This window comes from Variovorax sp. YR216 (assembly GCF_900107745.1).
Classification (GTDB): domain Bacteria; phylum Pseudomonadota; class Gammaproteobacteria; order Burkholderiales; family Burkholderiaceae_C; genus Variovorax.
In genome coordinates, this window is the sequence record NZ_FNRO01000001.1 from 1,012,388 (window position 1) to 1,031,625 (window position 19,238).

Annotated in this window: 18 protein-coding genes; 4 read left to right on the top strand and 14 right to left on the bottom strand. The window is 66.8% G+C overall.

Annotated elements, in window-relative coordinates:
• Window position 1 precedes the first annotated feature (1 nt).
• From BLW05_RS04765 to BLW05_RS04775, 3 genes are all read right to left on the bottom strand, one after another.
• Window positions 2-1,165 carry an ABC transporter substrate-binding protein gene (locus BLW05_RS04765; protein ID WP_093160252.1) on the bottom strand — a complete coding sequence of 388 codons (1,164 nt, stop codon included), beginning with the start codon at window positions 1,163-1,165 and terminating at the stop codon, window positions 2-4.
• 63 nt (window positions 1,166-1,228) lie between these two features.
• Complete coding sequence (locus tag BLW05_RS04770; RefSeq protein WP_177142554.1) at window positions 1,229-2,110, bottom strand: sugar phosphate isomerase/epimerase family protein; 882 nt, start codon at window positions 2,108-2,110, stop codon at window positions 1,229-1,231.
• Between the two features lie 37 nt (window positions 2,111-2,147).
• Entirely contained in the window at window positions 2,148-3,071 is a 924-nt protein-coding gene (locus tag BLW05_RS04775) for a shikimate dehydrogenase family protein (protein WP_093160257.1), read from the bottom strand.
• A 168-nt stretch (window positions 3,072-3,239) separates the two neighbouring features.
• Between BLW05_RS04775 and BLW05_RS04780 the strand changes: the two genes are divergently transcribed.
• Window positions 3,240-4,025 (top strand): IclR family transcriptional regulator domain-containing protein, encoded by a 786-nt coding sequence (locus tag BLW05_RS04780; protein WP_093160259.1) that lies wholly within the window; start codon window positions 3,240-3,242, stop codon window positions 4,023-4,025.
• 3 nt (window positions 4,026-4,028) lie between these two features.
• Here BLW05_RS04780 and BLW05_RS04785 read toward each other — a convergent pair whose 3' ends face one another.
• From BLW05_RS04785 to aroC, 3 genes are all read right to left on the bottom strand, one after another.
• A complete protein-coding gene (locus BLW05_RS04785) occupies window positions 4,029-5,441 on the bottom strand; it encodes an MFS transporter (protein WP_093160262.1) in 1,413 nt (470 codons plus the stop codon).
• A gap of 270 nt (window positions 5,442-5,711) precedes the next feature.
• Window positions 5,712-6,875, bottom strand: coding sequence for an MFS transporter (locus BLW05_RS04790; protein WP_093160264.1), 1,164 nt, complete (start codon window positions 6,873-6,875; stop codon window positions 5,712-5,714).
• Window positions 6,875-7,996, bottom strand: a complete 1,122-nt coding sequence (gene aroC, locus BLW05_RS04795) for a chorismate synthase (RefSeq protein WP_093160267.1) — start codon at window positions 7,994-7,996, stop codon at window positions 6,875-6,877. The genes BLW05_RS04790 and aroC overlap by 1 nt, the downstream gene beginning before the upstream one ends.
• Window positions 7,997-8,096: 100 nt before the next feature.
• Between aroC and BLW05_RS04800 the strand changes: the two genes are divergently transcribed.
• Together BLW05_RS04800 and BLW05_RS04805 are read left to right on the top strand one after the other, a co-directional pair.
• A complete protein-coding gene (locus BLW05_RS04800; protein WP_093160522.1) occupies window positions 8,097-8,516 on the top strand; it encodes a cupin domain-containing protein in 420 nt (139 codons plus the stop codon).
• Window positions 8,517-8,565: 49 nt separating this feature from the next.
• Window positions 8,566-9,138, top strand: coding sequence for a GbsR/MarR family transcriptional regulator (locus tag BLW05_RS04805; RefSeq protein ID WP_093160269.1), 573 nt, complete (start codon window positions 8,566-8,568; stop codon window positions 9,136-9,138).
• Here the strand turns inward: BLW05_RS04805 and cydX are convergent.
• From cydX to cydD, 5 genes are read right to left on the bottom strand one after another with little or no spacing between them, the layout of a single operon-like run.
• A complete protein-coding gene (gene cydX / locus BLW05_RS04810; RefSeq protein WP_093160272.1) occupies window positions 9,135-9,266 on the bottom strand; it encodes a cytochrome bd-I oxidase subunit CydX in 132 nt (43 codons plus the stop codon). The two genes, BLW05_RS04805 and cydX, sit on opposite strands and share 4 nt — an antisense overlap.
• Window positions 9,267-9,298: 32 nt before the next feature.
• Window positions 9,299-10,453, bottom strand: a complete 1,155-nt coding sequence (cydB, locus tag BLW05_RS04815) for a cytochrome d ubiquinol oxidase subunit II (protein ID WP_093160274.1) — start codon at window positions 10,451-10,453, stop codon at window positions 9,299-9,301.
• 16 nt (window positions 10,454-10,469) lie between these two features.
• A complete protein-coding gene (locus BLW05_RS04820) occupies window positions 10,470-12,071 on the bottom strand; it encodes a cytochrome ubiquinol oxidase subunit I (RefSeq protein WP_093160277.1) in 1,602 nt (533 codons plus the stop codon).
• Window positions 12,072-12,105: 34 nt separating this feature from the next.
• The gene (cydC, locus tag BLW05_RS04825; RefSeq protein WP_093160280.1) at window positions 12,106-13,794 is read right to left on the bottom strand and encodes a thiol reductant ABC exporter subunit CydC; all 1,689 of its coding nucleotides are present in this window, start codon (window positions 13,792-13,794) and stop codon (window positions 12,106-12,108) included.
• On the bottom strand, window positions 13,791-15,473 hold the full coding sequence (gene cydD / locus BLW05_RS04830; RefSeq protein ID WP_093160282.1) for a thiol reductant ABC exporter subunit CydD: 1,683 nt from the start codon (window positions 15,471-15,473) through the stop codon (window positions 13,791-13,793). The genes cydC and cydD overlap by 4 nt, the downstream gene beginning before the upstream one ends.
• A 152-nt stretch (window positions 15,474-15,625) precedes the next feature.
• Here cydD and BLW05_RS04835 point away from each other — a divergent pair, with 152 nt between their 5' ends.
• Entirely contained in the window at window positions 15,626-16,729 is a 1,104-nt protein-coding gene (locus BLW05_RS04835; RefSeq protein ID WP_177142555.1) for a glycosyltransferase family 4 protein, read from the top strand.
• Here BLW05_RS04835 and BLW05_RS04840 read toward each other — a convergent pair.
• The 3 genes from BLW05_RS04840 to BLW05_RS04850 form a co-directional block, all read right to left on the bottom strand.
• Window positions 16,726-17,883 (bottom strand): acyltransferase family protein, encoded by a 1,158-nt coding sequence (locus tag BLW05_RS04840; protein WP_256330029.1) that lies wholly within the window; start codon window positions 17,881-17,883, stop codon window positions 16,726-16,728. The two genes, BLW05_RS04835 and BLW05_RS04840, sit on opposite strands and share 4 nt — an antisense overlap.
• A gap of 10 nt (window positions 17,884-17,893) precedes the next feature.
• On the bottom strand, window positions 17,894-18,853 hold the full coding sequence (locus tag BLW05_RS04845; RefSeq protein ID WP_093160287.1) for an NAD(P)H-dependent flavin oxidoreductase: 960 nt from the start codon (window positions 18,851-18,853) through the stop codon (window positions 17,894-17,896).
• 92 nt (window positions 18,854-18,945) lie between these two features.
• On the bottom strand, window positions 18,946-19,238 hold a 293-nt coding region (locus tag BLW05_RS04850), incomplete at its 5' end, for an acyl-CoA dehydrogenase C-terminal domain-containing protein (RefSeq protein ID WP_177142556.1).

A 19,238-nucleotide genomic window follows, 5' to 3' on the forward strand; every position in this document is an offset into this window, starting at 1 on the left:
CTTACTGCTTCTTGCCCAGGGCGGGCAGGATTTCCTTCACTTCCTGCTTGCCGTTCTTCACCTCGACGATGAAGCTCTCGCGGTCGAGATCGCCCTTCTCGTCGATGGTCACGTCCATCAGCACGCCGGGCTCCTTCGACACCGGGATCGTCAGGCCGTGCAGCGCCTTGGCGATCGCGATGCGGTCGAGCTTGCCCGCCTTCTCGACGCCAGCCTTGAACATGTAGACGCTGGTGTAGCCCTTGATGCCATTGTGGTCGGGGATGTACTTGTATTCCTTCTCGAACTTCGCGCGGAAGGCGCGCATCGTCGGGATCGGCGCGTCCACCGTGAGGCCCACGTGCGCCAGGATGCCGTTGGCGGATTCACCCGCCAGCTCGATCACCTTCTGGCTCGGCAGCACCGTCTCGCCGAGGATCGGCTTGTTCCAGCCCTGCTTGCGCAACTCACGCAGCGCGCGCGCCGACTCTTCCTCGTTGGTGTAGACGAACACCGCGTCCGGGTTGCTCTGCTTGGCCTTGAGCACCGGCGCCGACCAGTCGACCTGACCCGGCTCGGTCGAGATGTCGGCCACGATCTTGATGCCGTTCGCTTCGGCAGACTTCATGAACGCATCGCGCCCGCCCTTGCCGAAATCGTTGTTGACGTAGACCACCGCGATGGTCTTGGCCTTGAGGTTCGCGGCCACATAGCGCGCCAGCTTGGGCATCGCGTTGACCTGCGAGAAGCTCGTGCGGAAGACGAAGGGATTGCCCTGCGCGGTGATCGCGGTGGCCTCGGCGCCGGTGAAGTTCGGCGTCTCGCCGCGGCGCGTCTCGGCCATGCTGACGATCATCGAGCCCGAGAAGCCGGGGCCGAAGACCGCGATCACACCGTTGTCGACCGCCTTGGCGGCCATGGCCTTGGCAACGCCGGGGTTCGACTGCGTGTCGCTGATCGCGCTTTCGATCTTCTTGCCGAGGATGCCGCCGGAAGCGTTGATTTCCTTGATCGCGAGTTCGACGCCATTCCTGAAGTTCGTGCCCGCAGTGGCACCGGTGCCCGACAGCTCCTGGATGTTGGCCACCTGGATGGTGTTCTGGGCGAAGGCACCGCTGGCGCAGGCGGCCAGCGCGCACGCGGCGGCCAGGCGGATCGCGAACTTGCGGGATTGAAGAATGGCCATCGAAGTCTCCTCTTTGGTGGTTGATTGGTTTTTGATCGATTCGAGCCGGATGAGCGCTGGAACTCAGGCCGGCGGCACGCGGGCGCCCTCGCCGCCCGCGACGTGCGATTCGCTGAGCCAGCGCGCGCTCTTCATCGCGCGCTGCCCGACCACCATCGGGTCGGAATTCACGTAGTCGTCGTTGAACACCTCGAAGGTGTAGTGGCCGCGATAGCCTTTGTCTTCAAGAAGCTGCACGAGGTCGCGCGAGTCGTGCAATCCCTCGCCCGGGAACAGGCGCTGGTGGCGGGCCAGCTCGATCATGTCGGACTGGCGGTCGCTGTATTCGAAGAAGTAGTCGGCAAGCTGCACGAGGAAGATTTTTTCCACCGGCACCTCGGCAAGCTGCTTGAGCGTCTCGGGCGTGTCGTCGCCGTGCACCGACATGTGGAAGAAATCGAGGTTGAGACCCACGTTCTCGCGGTCGCAACGGCGCACGATGTCCCACGCCTGGTGCCAGCGGTTGGTGTGGCGGCCCCATGAAAGCGCCTCGTAGCAGATGCGGATGCCCAGCGGCGTCGCGAGCGTGGCGAGCGTTCGCAGGTCCTCGGCGGCGCGGTCGGGATCGTCGATCGCGAGCGGCGAGGTGGTCGAGCAGCACAGCAGCAGGTCGGTGCCGACCAGCGCCATCTGGCGCAGCTGCTCGCGCGCCATTTCGAGCCGGTGCGGGCGCATCGCGTCGGGCGCGCATTCGAAGTCGCGCAGCGGCTGGAAGTCGGTGACCTTGAGGCCGCTTTGCTTCACGAGCTGCGCGGCCTTCTCGACGCCGGCGGGATGGTTGATGAGATCACGCGCCCAGAGCTCGACGCCCGAGAAGCCGGCCGCCTTCATGCATTCGAGCTTGTGGCCGAGTTCGCCTCCCATGGTGACGGTGTTGAAGCCGAAGCGATCTAGGGCGATGGCCATGGGAGTCTCTGTCGTTGAAAGATGAACGGCCCGCGCGTCAGGCCACGCTGGCCGAGTGATAGCGCAGGGGCGCATGGATCTCGTCGGCCATCGAGGCCGGGTAGATCAGCTCGCGCAGGAAATTGGCGTCGTGGCGCACCGCGTTCGCAGCGTCCTTGTGGCCAAAGAAGTCGAGGTAATGCGGCATCTGCTGGATCAGCATCTCGAAGCCGGCCTGCGCGTTGAGGCCGCGCTCGCGCGCCGCGCGCACGATGGGCGTCGGCTGGCCGCGCAGGAGGATGTCGAAGAGCGCCGCGTGCGAATCCATGCGGGCGACGTCCACCGGCAGCGGGTCCTCGGGCTTGAGGCCGAGCGAGGTCGCGTTGACGACGAGGTCGTAGCCGGCGGGATCGTTGCTGTCGACCGCAACCGTGGTCGCGTCGAAGAAGGCGTCGAGCTTGGCGGCGACACCCGCGGCCTTGCCAGCCGCGACGTCGTAGAAGGCGATGTGCTCGGCGCCATTGACCGTCCCGCCTTCCGCGAGCGCCACGCCGATGGCCGCCGCGCTCACGCCCGCGCCGAGGATCAGCACGCGCTTGCCGCGGAACGGGATGTTGTAGCGGTCGAGCGCGCCGATCAGGCCCTCGCCATCGAAGAGGTCGCCTTCGAGCTCGCCGTTCTCGATGCGGCGCACCACGTTGGCGGAGCCCGCGACGCGACCGAAGAGGCCGCATCCATCCAGCAGGTCCACCAGCGACGGCTTGTGCGGCGGCGCAATCACCATGCCGCGCACGTTCCTGGCCAGGAATGCCGCCTTCACGAAAACGGCCAGGTCGCGCCGCCCCACCTGCACCGGCGCCATCACCGCGTCGATGCCGCAGCGCTCGAACACCGCATTGAACATCCGCGGCAGGCGCACATTCGTGACCGGGTCGCCCGGGAGGAGGTAGAGGGAGGTGCTGCCGACGATGGAAGGGAACATGTGGGTGTCTCGCTTCAAGTTGTTCGACTATCGACCGAATCACTGACGAGGCGCCGCTAATGTAGCGGTCGATGTGAGCGGATCGTAGCAAGTGAAAGTGTGGAAAACCGATGATCGAACTACACTGTTCGATCATCGAACGAATTCAGGGTTTGTCCCAAAAACGCCATGGACAACGAGACATCCCCCACGCCACCCGGTCTCGACAAGCGCGACTGGATCGCCGGCCTCGAACGCGGCGTCTCGATCATCGAGGCCTTCGACGACGCGCACCAGCGCATGACCGCCAGCGAAGCCGGCCAGCGCACCGGCATGACCCGCACCGCGGCGCGGCGCTACCTGCTCACGCTGCAGCACATGGGCTACGTGGCCAGCGACGGCAAGCTCTTCTGGCTCACGCCGCGCGTGCTGCGCCTCGGGCAGTCGTACCTGGAATCCGCGCGGCTGCCGCGCATCGTGCAGCCCTTCCTGCAGCGGGTGGCGGCCGGCACGCACGAGATCGCCTACCTGAGCGTGATGGACGGGGACGAGGTGGTCTACATCGCACGCAATGGTCCGAACCGGAGCATGAGCACCGGCTACGTGCTCGGCGCGCGGGTGCCGGCGCAGGTGACGGCGTCGGGCATGCTGATGCTGGCGATGCGCAGCGACGAGGACCTGGGCGCCTGGCTGGAAACGCGCGAACTGGCGGTGTTCACATCGCACACGATTTCGAGCAAGGAGCGCATGAAGCTCGAACTCGCGCGCATCCGGGCGCAGGGGTGGGCGCTGTCGGAGCAGCAGCTGGATCTGAATTCACGCGGCATCGCGGTGCCGCTGCGGGACCGTCACGGCGAACTGGTCGGTGCGCTGAACGTGACCATGCCCATGGGCCATGAAAGCAGCGAGGACGCGGTCGCCCGCGTCCTCCCTGTATTGCGCGAGACCGCGCAGGCTATGAGGAACTTGATCTGAACGTCAGGCGACAGCCTTGGTCAGAGAGGCCTCGGCCAGCGTCTGCGCACGCAGGCGGTCGTATTCATCCTTCGGAACCGGCACCGCGTTCGGCTTGCCCAGATCGTTGAGGTGGATCCGGTAGGTTTCGCGGGCGCTCATCACGGCGATGGCGGCGATGGCCGTGATGCCGAGGGTCAGCGCACCGATGATCATCGGAATGTTGGCCGCACCGGGAGGCGCAACGGCAACGAACAGGGCCGGCAGCATCGCGGTGACGGCGGTGCCCAGGTTCTGCGAGATCGCCATCGCCGAGCAGCGGGTGCGGGTCGGGAACAGTTCGGGGTAGAAGCTCGGGAAGACCGCGTTGTAGCCCTGGTACACGATGCCCCACATCAAGAGCGACATCACGATCGCCAGCGGCACGTTGTGGATGCTGATCGCATAGAGGTAGCCGAACGACAGCAGACCCGCGCCGAGTGAACCGAGCACCATCGGAAACTTGCGGCCGACCTTGTCCGAGAGGTTGCCGACCATCGGGATGACGATCACCGCGAGGACATTGCCGAGCACCGGGATCCACAGGTAGATGTCCTTCTGGAAGCCGATGCCGTAGGCCGGCTGCACCGCGTAGGCGGCACCGAACACGGTGGCGACGACCGGGATCACGTTCATCAGCGAGGCGCAGACCACGCGGATCATGTCCCTCCAGCTCTGCGTGAAGGCCTCGATGACCGGGGCCTTCGGCACGGCCTGGCCCTCGGCGAGCTCTTCGGTGAACGCAGGCGTCTCGTCGACTTCGCGGCGAATGATGTAGCCGGCCACGATCACGACGAAGCTCAGGATGAACGGAATCCGCCAGCCCCAGCTCAGGAAGGCGTCGTCGGGCATGTAGTGGGCAAGCGGCAGGAACACGGCGGCGGCAAGGATCTGGCCGGCCTGCACGCCCTGCAGCGTGAAGCTGGCAAAGAAGCCGCGTCGGCCGAATGGGGCGTGCTCCAGGATCATGGAGCTCGCGCCCGAGATCTCCCCGGCCACCGCGAAGCCCTGGATCAGTCGCAGAACCACCAGCAGCACCGGAGCCAGAAGACCCACCTGGTCGTAGGTGGGCAGCAGGCCGACCGCGATGGTCGAGAAGCCCATGAGGAACATGCAGATCAACAGCATGTGCTTGCGGCCCTTGGTGTCGCCCCAGTGGCCGAGCACGAAGGCGCCGATGGGCCGTGCGATGTAGCCGACGCCGTAGGTCGCCAGCGAGGCGACGATGGCGATCGTGGGGTCGCCCTTCGGGAAGAAGATCTGGGGAAAGATCAGCGACGCGGCGGTCGCGTAGATGAAGAAGTCGTAGTACTCCAATGCCGAGCCGATCCAGCCGCTGGCGGCCGCCTTCTTGGATTGGTGTCGGCCTTTCGGTTCCGAGTCCTTGGGGTTGCTCATTTGTCTCTCCGGATGGTGGGTCGAGGGGCGGCGGACTTGGGACGGAGGTCCCGCCGGCTTCGTTCGGCTATCGCGCAGTTCGCGGTGCGCAGCGTGAATGTAGAACGCAGCCCTTGAACGGGCCCAGCGAATTCTGGCGACGTAGATCAATGATCGTACCGGCACGATCGATGATCGAACGCTCTACGGGTTTCTCCTGAATCTTGCCGTCTGCCCGTACTTTTCTTGCCTTGACGCCGAAGTCGATGTGCCGGCCGGTCAAGCCGCCTTCTACAGCTTCTGCGCCCGCCACGCGCAGAAGCTGGCCACCACGGCCAGCGCGGTGGCCACGCCGAACATCACGACGTAGCCGAAGCGCTGCGCGATCGCACCACCCGCGAGCACGCCCAGCACACCGCCGAAACCGTAGCCGATCACCGTGAAGAGCGCCTGCCCGCGCCCGCGCAGCCGGCCCGGAAAATGCCGCGTCACCATCGCGATGCAGGTGGTGTGGTGCGCCGCGAACGAGAGCGCATGCAGCAGTTGAGCCACCACCAGCGCCCAGATCCACTGGCCCAGCCCGGCGGTGGTGCCCATGCGCAGCACCGTCGCAATGCCGCAAAGCAGCAGCCAGCGCGGCATGGCCAGCAGCCCCAGCAGCCGGCCCTGGAGAAAGAACCACGCGATCTCCGCCACCACCGACAGCGCCCACAGAAGCCCGATCGTCCCCTTGCCGTAGCCCAGCGAATCGAGGTACAGCGACAGGAAGCCGTAGACCGCGAAGTGCGACATGACGTGGAAGAGCAGCGATGCGAAAAACCACCGCACCGCCGGAATGCGCAGCACCGGACCGACCGGCAATTTCTCGTGCGAATGCGCGGTGACCGGTTCGCGCACGTCAGGCAGGCGCAGGGTCGCGATCAGCACGATCGCCAGCGTGCCGGCCGCCCATGCGGGGAAGTGCCGCATGCCGAAGCGCTCGAACCATTCGCCCGCGAAGAACACCGTGACCAGGAATCCCGCCGAGCCCCACAGCCGGATGCGCCCGTAGCGTCCCCAGTCGCCGGCCACGAGGTGTGCCATCGCGGCCTCGGTGAGCGACATCATCGAACTGGTGTGCGTGAACATCACGAGCAGCACCAGCCCCAGCCACCACGGCCCGCCGTTCCACCAGAGGCCGAACGACGACACCAGCGCCACGGCCGCACTGAAGCGCAGCAGCTTGACGCGCTCGCCGGTGTGGTCGCTCAACGCGCCCCACGCATAGGGCGCGAAGACGCGCGTGACCGACTGGACCGAGGCCAGCAGGCTGATGACGAAGATCGGCAGCCCCAGCTCCTTCAGCCAGAGCGGAAGGTAGGGGTTGAAAAAGCCGATGTGGGCGAAGTAGCTCGCCGAAAGCGCGGCAAAGGCCAGCAGATGGCCTTTGCCACCGGCCGCCTGCGGCGCCGGCACTACAGGAAGGACGCCTGGGGCGACGAAGGTTCGGCGGCGTTCGCCTTGCCCTCCGACGTATTCACATCACCGCACTGCGCACGATTGCGCAAGGCATGTTCGATGACGACCAGCGCCAGCATCGCCTCGGCGATCGGCGTCGCGCGGATGCCCACGCAGGGGTCGTGCCGTCCCTTGGTGACGACCTCGACCGGCTGGTTGTTCACGTCGATGGACTGGCGCGGGCTGATGATCGAGCTGGTCGGCTTGATCGCGATGCTCACGTCGAGGTCCTGCCCCGTCGTGATGCCGCCGAGCACGCCGCCGGCATTGTTGGTCTCGAAGCCCGACGGCGTGATCGAATCGCCGTGCGTGGTGCCGCGCTGCGCCACGCTCGCGAAGCCGGCGCCGATCTCGACACCCTTCACCGCGTTGATGCCCATCATCGCCCAGGCGATGTCGGCGTCCATCTTGTCGAAGAGCGGCTCGCCGAGGCCCACGGGCACGTTCGACGCGGTCACGCGGACGCGCGCGCCGCACGAGTCGCCGGCCTTGCGCAGCGAATCCATGTACGCCTCGAGGTGCGAGACGTCGGCAATCGGGGCGAAGAAGGGGTTGTTCGGCACGTGCTCCCAGCTCTCGAAGGGAATCGCGATCTCGCCGATCTGCGACATGCAGCCGCGGAACACGGTGCCGTACTTCTCGAAGAGCCACTTCTTGGCCACCGCGCCGGCCGCGACCATCGGCGCGGTGAGCCGTGCCGACGATCGGCCGCCGCCGCGCGGATCGCGGGTGCCGTACTTCTTCCAGTAGGTGAAGTCGGCGTGGCCAGGGCGGAACTGCTGCGCGATCTGGCCGTAGTCCTTGCTGCGCTGGTCGGTGTTCTGGATCAGGAGCGCGATCGGCGTGCCGGTGGTCTTTCCCTCGTACACGCCGCTCAGGATCTGCACCGCGTCGGGCTCGTTGCGCTGGGTGACGTGGCGGCTGGTGCCCGGGCGGCGGCGGTCGAGGTCGCCCTGGATGTCCGCTTCGCTGAGCGCCATGCCGGGCGGGCAGCCATCGATCACGCACCCGATCGCGGGGCCATGGGATTCACCGAAGTTGGTGACTGCGAAAAGGGTGCCGAAGGTATTGCCGCTCATGGCGCGGATTATCCCCGCGTCCGCGCAGGCAGGCCGCCGGACCCACGGGAACGCTTTATGCATGCTGCGGCGCAACATCCCCCTCTTCAAAGGAACGCTCATGCTGGATCGGACCGACACGAAGTTTTCCCACGTCAAGCCGGCGGATACCGAGTACGTCTCGGGCGGCCTGCGCGACTTCTTCCTCTACCGCGATCTCGGCATCGCGGAGGCCACCCACGGCAAGGTGATCGCGCACCTCGTCAAGGCCAACATGGCACCGGAAGCGGGCACCGGCTGGCACCGCCACGAGGCGGACTTCCAGATCGTGATCATGGTGAAGGGCTGGGCCCGTTTCATGTACGAGGACAAGGAAACCCTCGTGGAGGCCGGCGACGTGGTGCACCAGCGCCCGGGCATCCGGCACTACCTGTTCGACTACTCGCCCGACATGGAGTACCTGGAGATCGTCTCGCCGGCCGACTTCAAGAGCGTGGACGTCGACCCGGTGTGCGAGGTGCCGCAGCCCACGCCCTGGTGAGTTTTCAGTATTTCCTGAACGTGCAGCATTTCGGCGTGAAAATCGCCCGATGCCTGCATCCACCCTGCCGCCGCTCAGCCGCCAGTTCGTCGCCCATTTCGGAGAAATGGGCAGCAAATGGGGCATCAACCGGACGGTCGGACAGATCTACGCGCTGATCTTCATCTCCGAACGCGCGCTCAACGCGGACGAGATCGCCGAGTTGCTGGAGTTCTCGCGCTCGAACGTCAGCATGGGCCTCAAGGAGCTCCAGGCGTGGCGCCTCGTTCACCTGCGGCACCAGCCGGGCGACCGCCGCGAGTATTTCGAGGCGCCGTCCGATGTGTGGGAGATCTTCCGCGTGCTGGCCGAGGAGCGCCGCCGCCGCGAGGTCGAGCCCACGCTGTCGATGCTGCGCTCGGCCATGCTGGAAGAGCCCTCTTCCGATGAGGAGCGCCATGCCCAGCATCGCATGCGCGAGATGTATGACCTGATCGACCGCCTCATGAAGTGGTTCGACGAGGTGCAGCGCCTCGCACCCGAAACCGCGATGCAGCTCATGGGCATGGGCGCGACCGTGACGAAGGTGCTGGGCCTCAAGGACCGCATCACCGGCGGCCGGGCCAAGAAAGCGCAGGGCTAGTCGCCCTGCGGTCTATCGAGCTTGTCGTGGCGCGTGGCCTCGTCATCCATCAGCTCGTACCACATCGCGTTGAGCACCGCGAAAGTCGCTGCCAGCGGCAGCCCCAGGATCCAGGCGAAGTACCACATGGAATTTGTTCCTCGTTGATTCTTGGATGCGGTCAGTAGGCGTGTCCGCGCTCTTCGCGGATCGCGTCGCGATCGACCTTGCCGCGCAGCACGTGATAGATCCAGCCGGTATAGGCCACGATGATCGGAATGAAGATCGCGGTCACCACCAGCATGATGAACAGCGTGAGATGGCTCGACGACGAGTCGAATGCGGTGAGGCTCGCGCGCGGATCCGCCGAGGACGGCAGGATGAACGGGAACATCGACACGCCGACGCTGAGGATGATGCCGGCGATGCTCAGCGCGCTGGCAAGCAGCGTGAGCATCTCGGCGCGCATGCGAAACCCGAGCAGCGCCACCAGCGCACCCGCAAGCCCGAGGCCCGGAACGACGTACAGCACGGGATGGGCCGCATAGTTGGTGAACCATGCGCTCGCATGCACCTCCACCGTCTTGAGCAGCGGATTCGACGGCCCGTCGGGCGGCAGCGAGCTCGTCACGCGGTAGCCGTCGACGAATTTCCAGAGCAGCACACCGGCGACGGCATAGAGCACCACGGTCAGAACCGCGGCGACACTTCCATAGCCGCGAACGCGACCCGCGACCGCGCCTTCGGTCTTCAGTTGCAGCCACGCGGCCCCGTGCATCGCGAGCATCGCTACCGACACCAGCCCGCACAGCAGCGCGAACGGATTGAGCAGGCCGAAGAAGGTCCCGTCGTAGTAGATGTGCATGTCGGTCCCGAAGCGGAACGGCACGCCCTGGAGCACATTGCCCATCGCGACGCCGCAGATCAGCGAAGGCACGAAGCCACCGATGAACAGGGCCGCATCCCAGCGTCCGCGCCACGCCGCGTCGTCGCGCTTGCTCCTGAACTTGAAGGCGACCGGCCGCAGGATCAGCGCCACGAGGATCGCGAACATCGCAACGTAGAAGCCCGAGAACGACACCGCGTACAGCTGCGGCCACGCCGCGAAGATCGCGCCGCCGCCGAGGATCAGCCAGACTTGATTGCCCTCCCAGACCGGCCCGACGCTGTTGATGATCACCCGGCGCTCCAGGTCGCTCCGCCCCGCGAAAGGCAGCAGCATGCCGGTGCCGAGGTCGAAGCCGTCCATGACCGCGAAACCGACCAGCAGCACGCCGAGCAGCAGCCACCAGACGACACGGAGGAATTCGTAGGAAAGGAGTGTGTGCAGGATCATGTTCGTACTCCGGGGTTCATTCGGCGGCCAGCGATGAACGCGGCAGCCCGGAGGCCGCTTGAGCGTCAGTGCCAGACCGGCGGGGCGCCAAATGCTCGACCGGCCCCTTGCGGATCGCGCCCAGCATCAGCTTCATCTCGATGATGAAGAGCACCGTGTAGATCAGCGTGAAGACCCCGATCGTCGCCAGCACCGTGGCCGCGCCGAGGTTCGAGACCGCCACCGCGGTGGGCAGCACGCCTTCGATCACCCACGGCTGGCGGCCCACCTCGGCAACGATCCACCCCAGCTCCGCAGCGATCCACGGCAGCGGAATCGCAAACACCGCGACCTTGAGCAGCCATGGATACGCATCGAGCTTTCGTGTCGCAGACAGCACGAAGAAGGTCGCGGTCAGCACGATGAAGAACATGCCGAGGCCGACCATGAGGCGGAAGGACCAGTAGAGCTGCCAGACCGGCGGGATGGTGTCGAGCGCGGCCTGCGCGACCTGCTCCGGCGTCGCCTTGCGCGGATCGTCGACGTAACGCTTGAGCAAGAGCGCATAGCCGAGCGCATGGCCGTTCTCCTCGAAGATGGTCTTGGCCGATTCGGGCACCGCATCGGAGCTGCCCGCCTCGCGGATCTTCTGCAGCGCGTCGTAGGCGGAGATGCCGACGCGGATGTTGAGCTCCGCGCGGTGCACCAGCTCGTCGATGCCGGGGATCTCGGTGGTCAGCGAGCGTGTGCCGATCAGGCCGAGCAGCCATGGGATGTGCACCGCGAAGTGCGTCTCGCGGGTGCGCTGGTCGGGGAAGCCGAAGGCGGTGAACGCCGCCGGTGCGGGCTCGGTCTTCCACATCGCTTCGAGCGCGGCGACCTTCATCTTCTGGTGCTCGGTGGAGAGATAGCCGGATTCGTCGCCGAGCAGCACCACCGACAGCGACGCCGCGAGCCCGAACGAGGCGGCGACGGTCATCGAGCGCTTGGCCAGTTGCAGGTGACGTCCCTTGAGCACGTACCACGCCGACACGCCGAGCACGAAGATCGAGGCCACCACATAGCCAGCCGACACCGTGTGCACGAACTTGGCCTGCGCCACGGGGTTGGTCAGCACCGCGAAGAAGTCGTTGACCTCCATGCGCATCGTCTGCGGGTTGAACGACGCGCCGACCGGGTTCTGCATCCAGCCGTTCGCGATCAGGATCCACAGCGCCGAGAAGTTCGAACCGATCGCGACCAGCCACGCGACGATCAGGTGCGCGACCTTGGACAGGCGGTCCCAGCCGAAGAAGAACAGGCCCACGAAGCTCGCTTCGAGGAAGAAGGCCATCAGCCCCTCGATCGCCAGTGGCGCGCCGAAGACGTCGCCGACATAGTGGCTGTAGTAGCTCCAGTTCATGCCGAACTGGAACTCCATGACGATGCCGGTCGCCACGCCCATCGCGAAGTTGATGCCGAAGAGCAGGCCCCAGAACTTCGTCATGTCGCGCCAGATCGTGCGGCCGGTCATCACGTACACCGTCTCCATGATCGCGACGATGATGGACAGGCCCAGCGTCAGGGGCACGAAGAGAAAGTGATACAGCGCCGTCAAGGCAAATTGCAATCGTGAGAGAGCGACGATGTCGAGGTCCATGGGGTTCCTTTGGTGTTCTTGCGAATCCTTGAACTCAGTCGGGCCGCAGCGCGCGGAGCGCCGCATCGAATGCCGGCGTACCGCGCACGAGGTCGGCCGTGATGCGGCCTTGCGCCATGCAGATCAATCGATCGGCGAGCGCGGCCTCGCGGCGCAGGTGGGTCGCGATCAGGAGAACGCGTCCCTTGGCCTGGGCTTCGAGGCGCTGCAATACGTCGTGCGCGGTTGCTGTGTCCAATGCTTCCGTGGGCTCGTCCAGCAGCCAGATGGGTACGTTGCGCAGCAACAGCCGCGCCAGCGCTAGGCGGCGCGACTGGCCGCCCGAAAGTCCGAGACCGCCTTCGCCGAGCCGGGTGTCGAGGCCCTCATGCATCGCGCGCACGTCCTGCGCAAGGCCCGCGGCCCACAAGGCAGCGAGAAGGCGTGCGTCGTTCGCCGCCGGATCGGCGAGACGCAGGTTGTCGCGCAGGCTGTCCTGAAAGAGTTCGGTGCGCTGGGTCAGAAGGCAATGGGGCTGTGAATGCACCTCCCCCATCTGGGGCGCGAGGTCGCCGGCGATCACGGAAAGCAGGGTCGACTTGCCGGCGCCGGAAGCACCGACCAACGCGATGCGCTCGCCGGGCGCGATGGTCAGCGAGACGCCGTCGAGCGCGGGCACGCGGCTGCCGGCATGCGCGGCACGCACGTCCTGCAACCGAAGCGCGGCTTCATTGCCGCGAGCCGGATCCGGTGTGGTCGCGTCGGGCATCGCCATGCGAGGCGCGAGGCGCCGACCGGCCAGCCATGCGCGCCCGGCCTCGAGCGCACCGCGACGCAACGCGGCGAAGGGCTCCATCGCGGTGAGCGCGACCAGCAGCGCCAGCGCCGCGCCCGGCGCGCCGATGGCGCCCTCGCCCGCCAGCCAACCCACAGCGAGCAATACAGTGATCAGCGTCACCGTCCCCGCGATGCCGTAAGCCGCACCGGCACCGGCTTCGAGCCGGTTGAGCCGCATGTCGGCCTGCGCGAGATGCCGATCGGCTGCCGCCAGCGATTCGCGCTGCGCATCGATCCTGCCGGCCATGACCAGTTCGGTCTGGCCGGCCACCAGATCCACCGTGCGGGCACGCAATGCCTCCAACGCCTGCGCCCGGCGGACCGCGGCGGGACGTGCGCGTGCTGCCGTCACGGCAGCGATCCCCCAGCCTGTGGCGACCAGCCACAAGGCCAGCACGACACCCATCCAGGCGTTCATCGCGCCGAGCACCACGCCCGCGAGCATGGCGGCCGCGAGCGCCGCACCCGCGGGCACCAGCATGCGCAGATAGAACGCTTCGAGCGCGTCGATGTCCGCCGTCAGGCGAAACAGCAGGCGTGACGGACGCGCAAGCAGTTGGCGCGCGGCGCCAGGCTGCGCCCAGCCGCGGAACAGGCGCTCGCGCAGCGTGGCCAGCACGCCGAAGGTCGCGTCGTGCGTCACCAGTCTTTCGCCGTAGCGCGAAGCGGTCCGCCCAAGCGCAAGTAGGCGGATGCCGGCCGAAGGCATGAACACATCGAAGCGGATCGCGGTCGCGGCGTTCACCCCTGCGAGCGCGGTGGCGGTGATGAACCAGCCCGAGAGACCGAGCAGCGCCATGCCCATCAGCACGGTGAGTGCGGCGAGCGCGCCACCCAGTGCGAGCCGCTTCGGCTGCGCGGTGACGAACGGCACCAGGGCCGGACGAAGGTCGTGCCAGAGCTTCATGCGGCCTCCTGGCAGGGTGCCGCGTCGAGCCGGATCGTGCGGTGCATGCGCGCAGCCAGGATGGGGTCGTGCGTCGCGGCGATGAGCGTCTTGCCACGCGCCAGTTCGATCAACGCATCGGCGACGCGCTCGGCGGTCTGGGTGTCGAGGTGCGCGGTCGGCTCGTCGACCAGCAGCAGGTCGGCCTGCGCATGCACGGCCACGCGCGCGAGCGCCAGTCGCACCGCCTCGCCGCCGGAAAGTCCGCTGCCGCCCTCGCCGAGCGACATGCCCGGGTGCGCCTGCGCCACGTCCTGGAGAACGGCGAACCTCATCGCGGCTTCGACATCTTCTGCTTTCACGCCGGCACGCCCCAGCGCGACATTGGCATGCACCGACCCGGCGAACACATGCGGCTTCTGGCCCATCCATGCGATGCGGGCGCGCAGCGCTGCCGCGGTGCGATCGGTCAGCGGCGTGCCACCGATCGCGATCTCGCCATGCTGCGGCTGCACCAGCCCGGCGATGAGGCTCAGCAGCGCGGTCTTGCCGGAACCGCTCGGGCCCATCAACGCGACATGCTCGCCCGCGGCCACGCGCAGGTCGTAGCCCTCGAAGAGCGCTTCACCGCCCGGCTGCGCGTAGTGCAGGTCTCGGATGCGCAGTGTCGGCGCAGCGGAGACAGCCCTCGGCTGCGACGACGCAGAGGCGGTCGCTCCGGGCAAAGGCACGCCTTGCGCCGAAAGATCGTCGAGTGAACGCAGAGCCGCCTCGCCCGCCGCGCGGTCATGCCACACGGCGGAGAGATCGCGCAACGGCTCGAAGAACGCCGGCGCGAGCAGCAGAACGAACATCCCTTCGCCGAGCGTCAGGCGCCGGCCCCAGGTGCCGAATTCGAACGTGCCGAGCAGATGGAAGCCCACATAGGCGGCCACCATCGCGACGCCCAGCGCCGAGAACAGTTCGAGTACAGCCGACGAAAGGAAGGCAATGCGCAACACCGCCATCGTGCGCACCCGCAGGCTCTGCGCGGCGTCGCCGAGGCGCTTCGCGGTGGCATCCACCGCATCGAGCGCACGCAGAGTCGCAAGGCCGCGAAGCCGGTCGAGCAGGAAAGCGTTCATGCCGCCCATCTCGACCATCTGCGCTTCGCTCGCCGCCTGCGCACGCCAGCCGACGATGGCCATGAAGATGGGGATCAACGGGGCAGCAATCAGCAGGATCAGCGCGGCGAGCCACGACTGGCTCGCGACCGCGATGACGATCACGACCGGCACGACCATGGCGCGCCACCGGGCGGGGCCGTACCGCACGAGATAGGGCACCACCGCCTCGGCCTGCTCGGCGATCACGCTGGCGGCAAGGCCCGAGGCCGGGCGCGCGCGGTCGATCGGCGATCGTGCGGCGAGCGCGGCGGCTACATGAGCACGCAGTGCGGAAAGCCCGCGACGCGCTGCCGCGTACACCCGCCGCGAGCCCCAGGCCTCGCAAGCAGCCCGCAACAAGCCCAGCAGCAGGATGCCCGCGGCCGGCATCACGACCGCCGCGAAGCCTTCGCCATCCCCCAGTCGCTGCACCGCCCACGCCAGCAATGCCGCCTGCGGCAGCCAGAACAGCGAGGCGATGCCCTGAACCAGATTCCCGACCCCATCGGTGTCGATCGAACGCAAGCCGGCGGTTGACGGAACAGGTGATTTCACAAGTGTTTTGAAATTTCAGTATTTACTGAAAACTCAGCAATCATAAGAGAAGTCGCTCTGCAGCGCCCATCTTGAAGCCAAAGTCGGCCGGCAGGATGACAAATCCCCATGACGCAGCAGCTAAGCTAGGCGCCATCGACGGAGAAAACGCAATGAAGGTCCTTTCCATCACGCCCACGTACTTCCCTGAAGTGGGCGGGATCGAGTCCGTGGTCCGAGAGCTGGCGACCCGCATTTCCGCCCATGGCATGCAGGTGGATGTGGCCTATGTGTCGCCGAAGCACACGGCCTTCTCCGTGAGCCGCGTCGACGGCATCGACGTCTATTGCATCCCGGTTTCAGGCAACCGGCTCGTGGGCTATGCACGCGGTTTCGGCGAACTCGCGTCGGGCTACGACCTGCTGCATGTGCACGACCCGCAGCTCATGATGCTCACCGGCAACGTGCTGCTGCAGTGCCGCCGAATTCCCGCGATCCTGAGCACGAACGGCGGATTCCGGCATACGCGCAAGCACAGCGGCTTCAAGTGGATGCACGAGCATTTCCTGATGCGGCCGCTGCTCAGGCACTACCGGCGCGTGCTCGCGATCAGCGAATCGGATGCGACCTACTTCGGACACTATTCGAAGCGGGTCCACAAGGCCGAGCTCGGCATCGCCTACGCGAAATTCCTGCCCGGCCGCACCATTGGAGCGCCTGACCCGACGCGATGGATCTACTGGGGCCGCTGGTCGCGAAACAAGCGCATCGACGCGGTAATCGACACCGTCGCGCTCGCACGGGCCAACGGCATCGCCATCGACCTGCTCATCGCGGGCCCGGATTTCGACCATCTCGGCGAGGGCTTCAAGGCCAAGATCGAGGCGCTGGGGCTGGGCGATTCGGTGCGACTGCACCCGTACATCGAGGACGACCGCCTGATGGCCGAGCTGCAGCAGCGCACCATCTTCATCACCGGCACCGAATACGAGGGCTTCGGCGTCGGCATCCTCGAAGCGATGGCGGCCGGCAAGATCGTGGTCTGCCGCGACATGGCGCCGATCAACGGCTTCGCGAAGCCGGGGGTCAGCGGCTTCTATCTGAACTTCGACGGCGGCGCCAAGGATCTCGACACGGTGCGCCAGATCGCGGCCCTCGACGAGGCGCAATGCCGCGCGATGGCAGAGGCCGCGCAGTCGGCTGCCAAGCGCTATGACTGGGACTCGGTCGCCCGGCGGTTCACCGAGCACTACGCGAGCGCCTTGAACCGCGATTAGGCCGAGATCAGCGAGACCACTGCGCCACAGACCAGCAGGCCAGCGAACAGGCCGAGCACACCGCGCCACGTCGCAGGCCGCGATTCGACGAAGCGATACAGCACAAATGCGGCTCCGATCGACAGCGCCACGGTCGCCAGCAGGCCGGTCATCCCGATCCACGGCGTGACGCGCATGAAATGACTCACCACCGCGCTCACCAGGAGCAGCACGGGGAAGTGGATGAGGAACAGCGAATACGAGATGCGCCCCAGCCGCACCAGCGGCTCGCCCACCGCGGGCCACGCCGAAGGCTTGAGGCCGTCGAGGTGCTGGATGATCGCCACCGCCAGTGCGGTGATCCACGCCGTCGCGATCCGGCTGCGCCAGTCGAGCGCCAGCGCTGCGGCTCCGAGCAGCGCGAGCACGAGCACCCCGAAGCCCCAGGTGCTTCGCCGCGTCGTGCGACCAATCCAGAAGACGAACATGCCCAGCCCGTACGAGCCGAAGAAATAGAACGCGGTCACATCGAGCTCCGCGTGCCGGTTGAACACGGCCAGCGACGACACCACGAGCAGCAACACGAAGCCGGCCATCAGCCAGCGCGAGGTCTCGGGCCGCATGGCCCAGCGCCGCTGGAGCACCTCCGACAGGCCAATGGCGGCCAGCGCCAGCACGAAGAGCTGGAAATCGATCGCCACGTACCAGACGCCGGTGGACAGTGCCTCGAACCCCAGCAGGTCCTGCAGCAGCAGGCCGTGGGCGATCAGTTGCGCCATCACGGGCGGGCCGGGCACCGCCTCGTCGTCCAGCCAGGGACGCACGAGCGCCGCCACGATCACGCTGAAGGTCAGTGCGGCCAGGTACGGCATCACGAGCCTGCCGTAGCGCTGGAAGACCCGGACGAGCGGCCGGTCGATGCGAAGCGTGCCGTCGGGCGCAAGGCTGCCCGCGGCCAGAAAACCCGCCAGTACCAGGAACACCTGCACCGCCAGCCGCCCGTACTGCGACAGCCAGTCGAAGACGCCGGGCGCCAGCGATGCCGCGCCTTCAGGCAGCGGACCGTAGCGGGAGAGGTGGTGGCCGACGATCAGCAGGCACGCGAGTCCCTTCACCGCATCCAGCAGCGGCATGCGACTCGCGGCGGGCTTCGCCGCTGGCGCGGCGCGATCCATGACCCGGGACTCAGAGTGCAAGGCGGCGACGCGCGTCCATGTATTCGCGCTTGAGCTTCTCGATGAAGCTCGCGGCGGACCCGACTTCCGTCACCGCGCCGATGCCCTGTCCCGAGCCCCAGATGTCCTTCCAGGCCTTCTTGGCGCTTTCGCCGCCGCCGAAGTTCATGGTCTTGAGGTCGCCCTCCGGCAGGTTCGCCGGGTCCATGCCCGCGGCCACGATGCTCGGCGCCAGATAGTTGCCATGCACGCCGGTGAAGAGGTTCGAGTAGACGATGTCGTCCGACGTGCCGTCGACGATGGCCTGCTTGTATTCGGCGCTCGCTCGTGCTTCCTCGGTCGCGATGAACGCCGTGCCGATGTAGGCGAAGTCCGCCCCCATGGCCTGCGCCGCGAGCACGGCCGCGCCATTGGCGATGGAGCCCGACAGCGCGAGCGGCCCATCGAACCACTGGCGGATTTCCTGCACCAGCGCGAACGGGCTCTTGATGCCTGCGTGGCCGCCGGCGCCGGCCGCCACCGCGATCAGGCCGTCGGCGCCCTTCTCGATCGCCTTCTGCGCGAAGCTGTTGTTGATGACGTCGTGCATCGTCACGCCGCCGTAGCTGTGCACCGCGTCGTTGACGTCGGTGCGCGCACCGAGCGAGGTGATGACGATCGGCACCTTGTACTTCACGACCAGCTCCATGTCGTGCGCGAGCCGGTCATTGCTCTTGTGCACGATCTGGTTGATGGCGAAAGGTGCGGCCGGCTTGTCCGGGTTGGCCTTGTTGTAGGCCGCGAGCTCTTCGGTGATCTCGGCGAGCCAGTCTTCGAGCTGCGACGCGGGCCGCGCGTTGAGCGCGGGCATCGACCCGACCACGCCGGCCTTGCACTGGGCAATCACGAGCTTGGGGTTGCTGATGATGAACAACGGCGAACCGATGATCGGCAATGGCAGGTTGGCGAGCACGGGCGGCAGCTTGGACATGGTGTCTCCGGAAAAGGAATGAAACGGCAGAGTTCGATTTATAGAAGGAGGCGCGTGCCGCATCGGTCCGTTGCGCGACACGCGCCAGTGCGTCAGAACGCCTCGAGCGCCAGCGCGGTCACGCTGTCCGCGCCATCGACGATGCTGTCGCGCAGGCTGGGGGCCTTGTTCAGGATGTGCTCGGCGTAGAAGCGCGCCGTCGCGATCTTGGCCTTCATGAAAGGCACGTCGGTGCCTGCCTTCGCGAGGTCTTCGGCCACCAGCAGCGAGCGTGCAAGCTGCCAGCCCGCCACCAGATTGCCCGCCAGCATCAGGTAGGGCACGCTGCCCGCGAACACCGCGTTGGGCGACGCCTTGGTCTGTCCGGCGACGAAGCCGACCACAT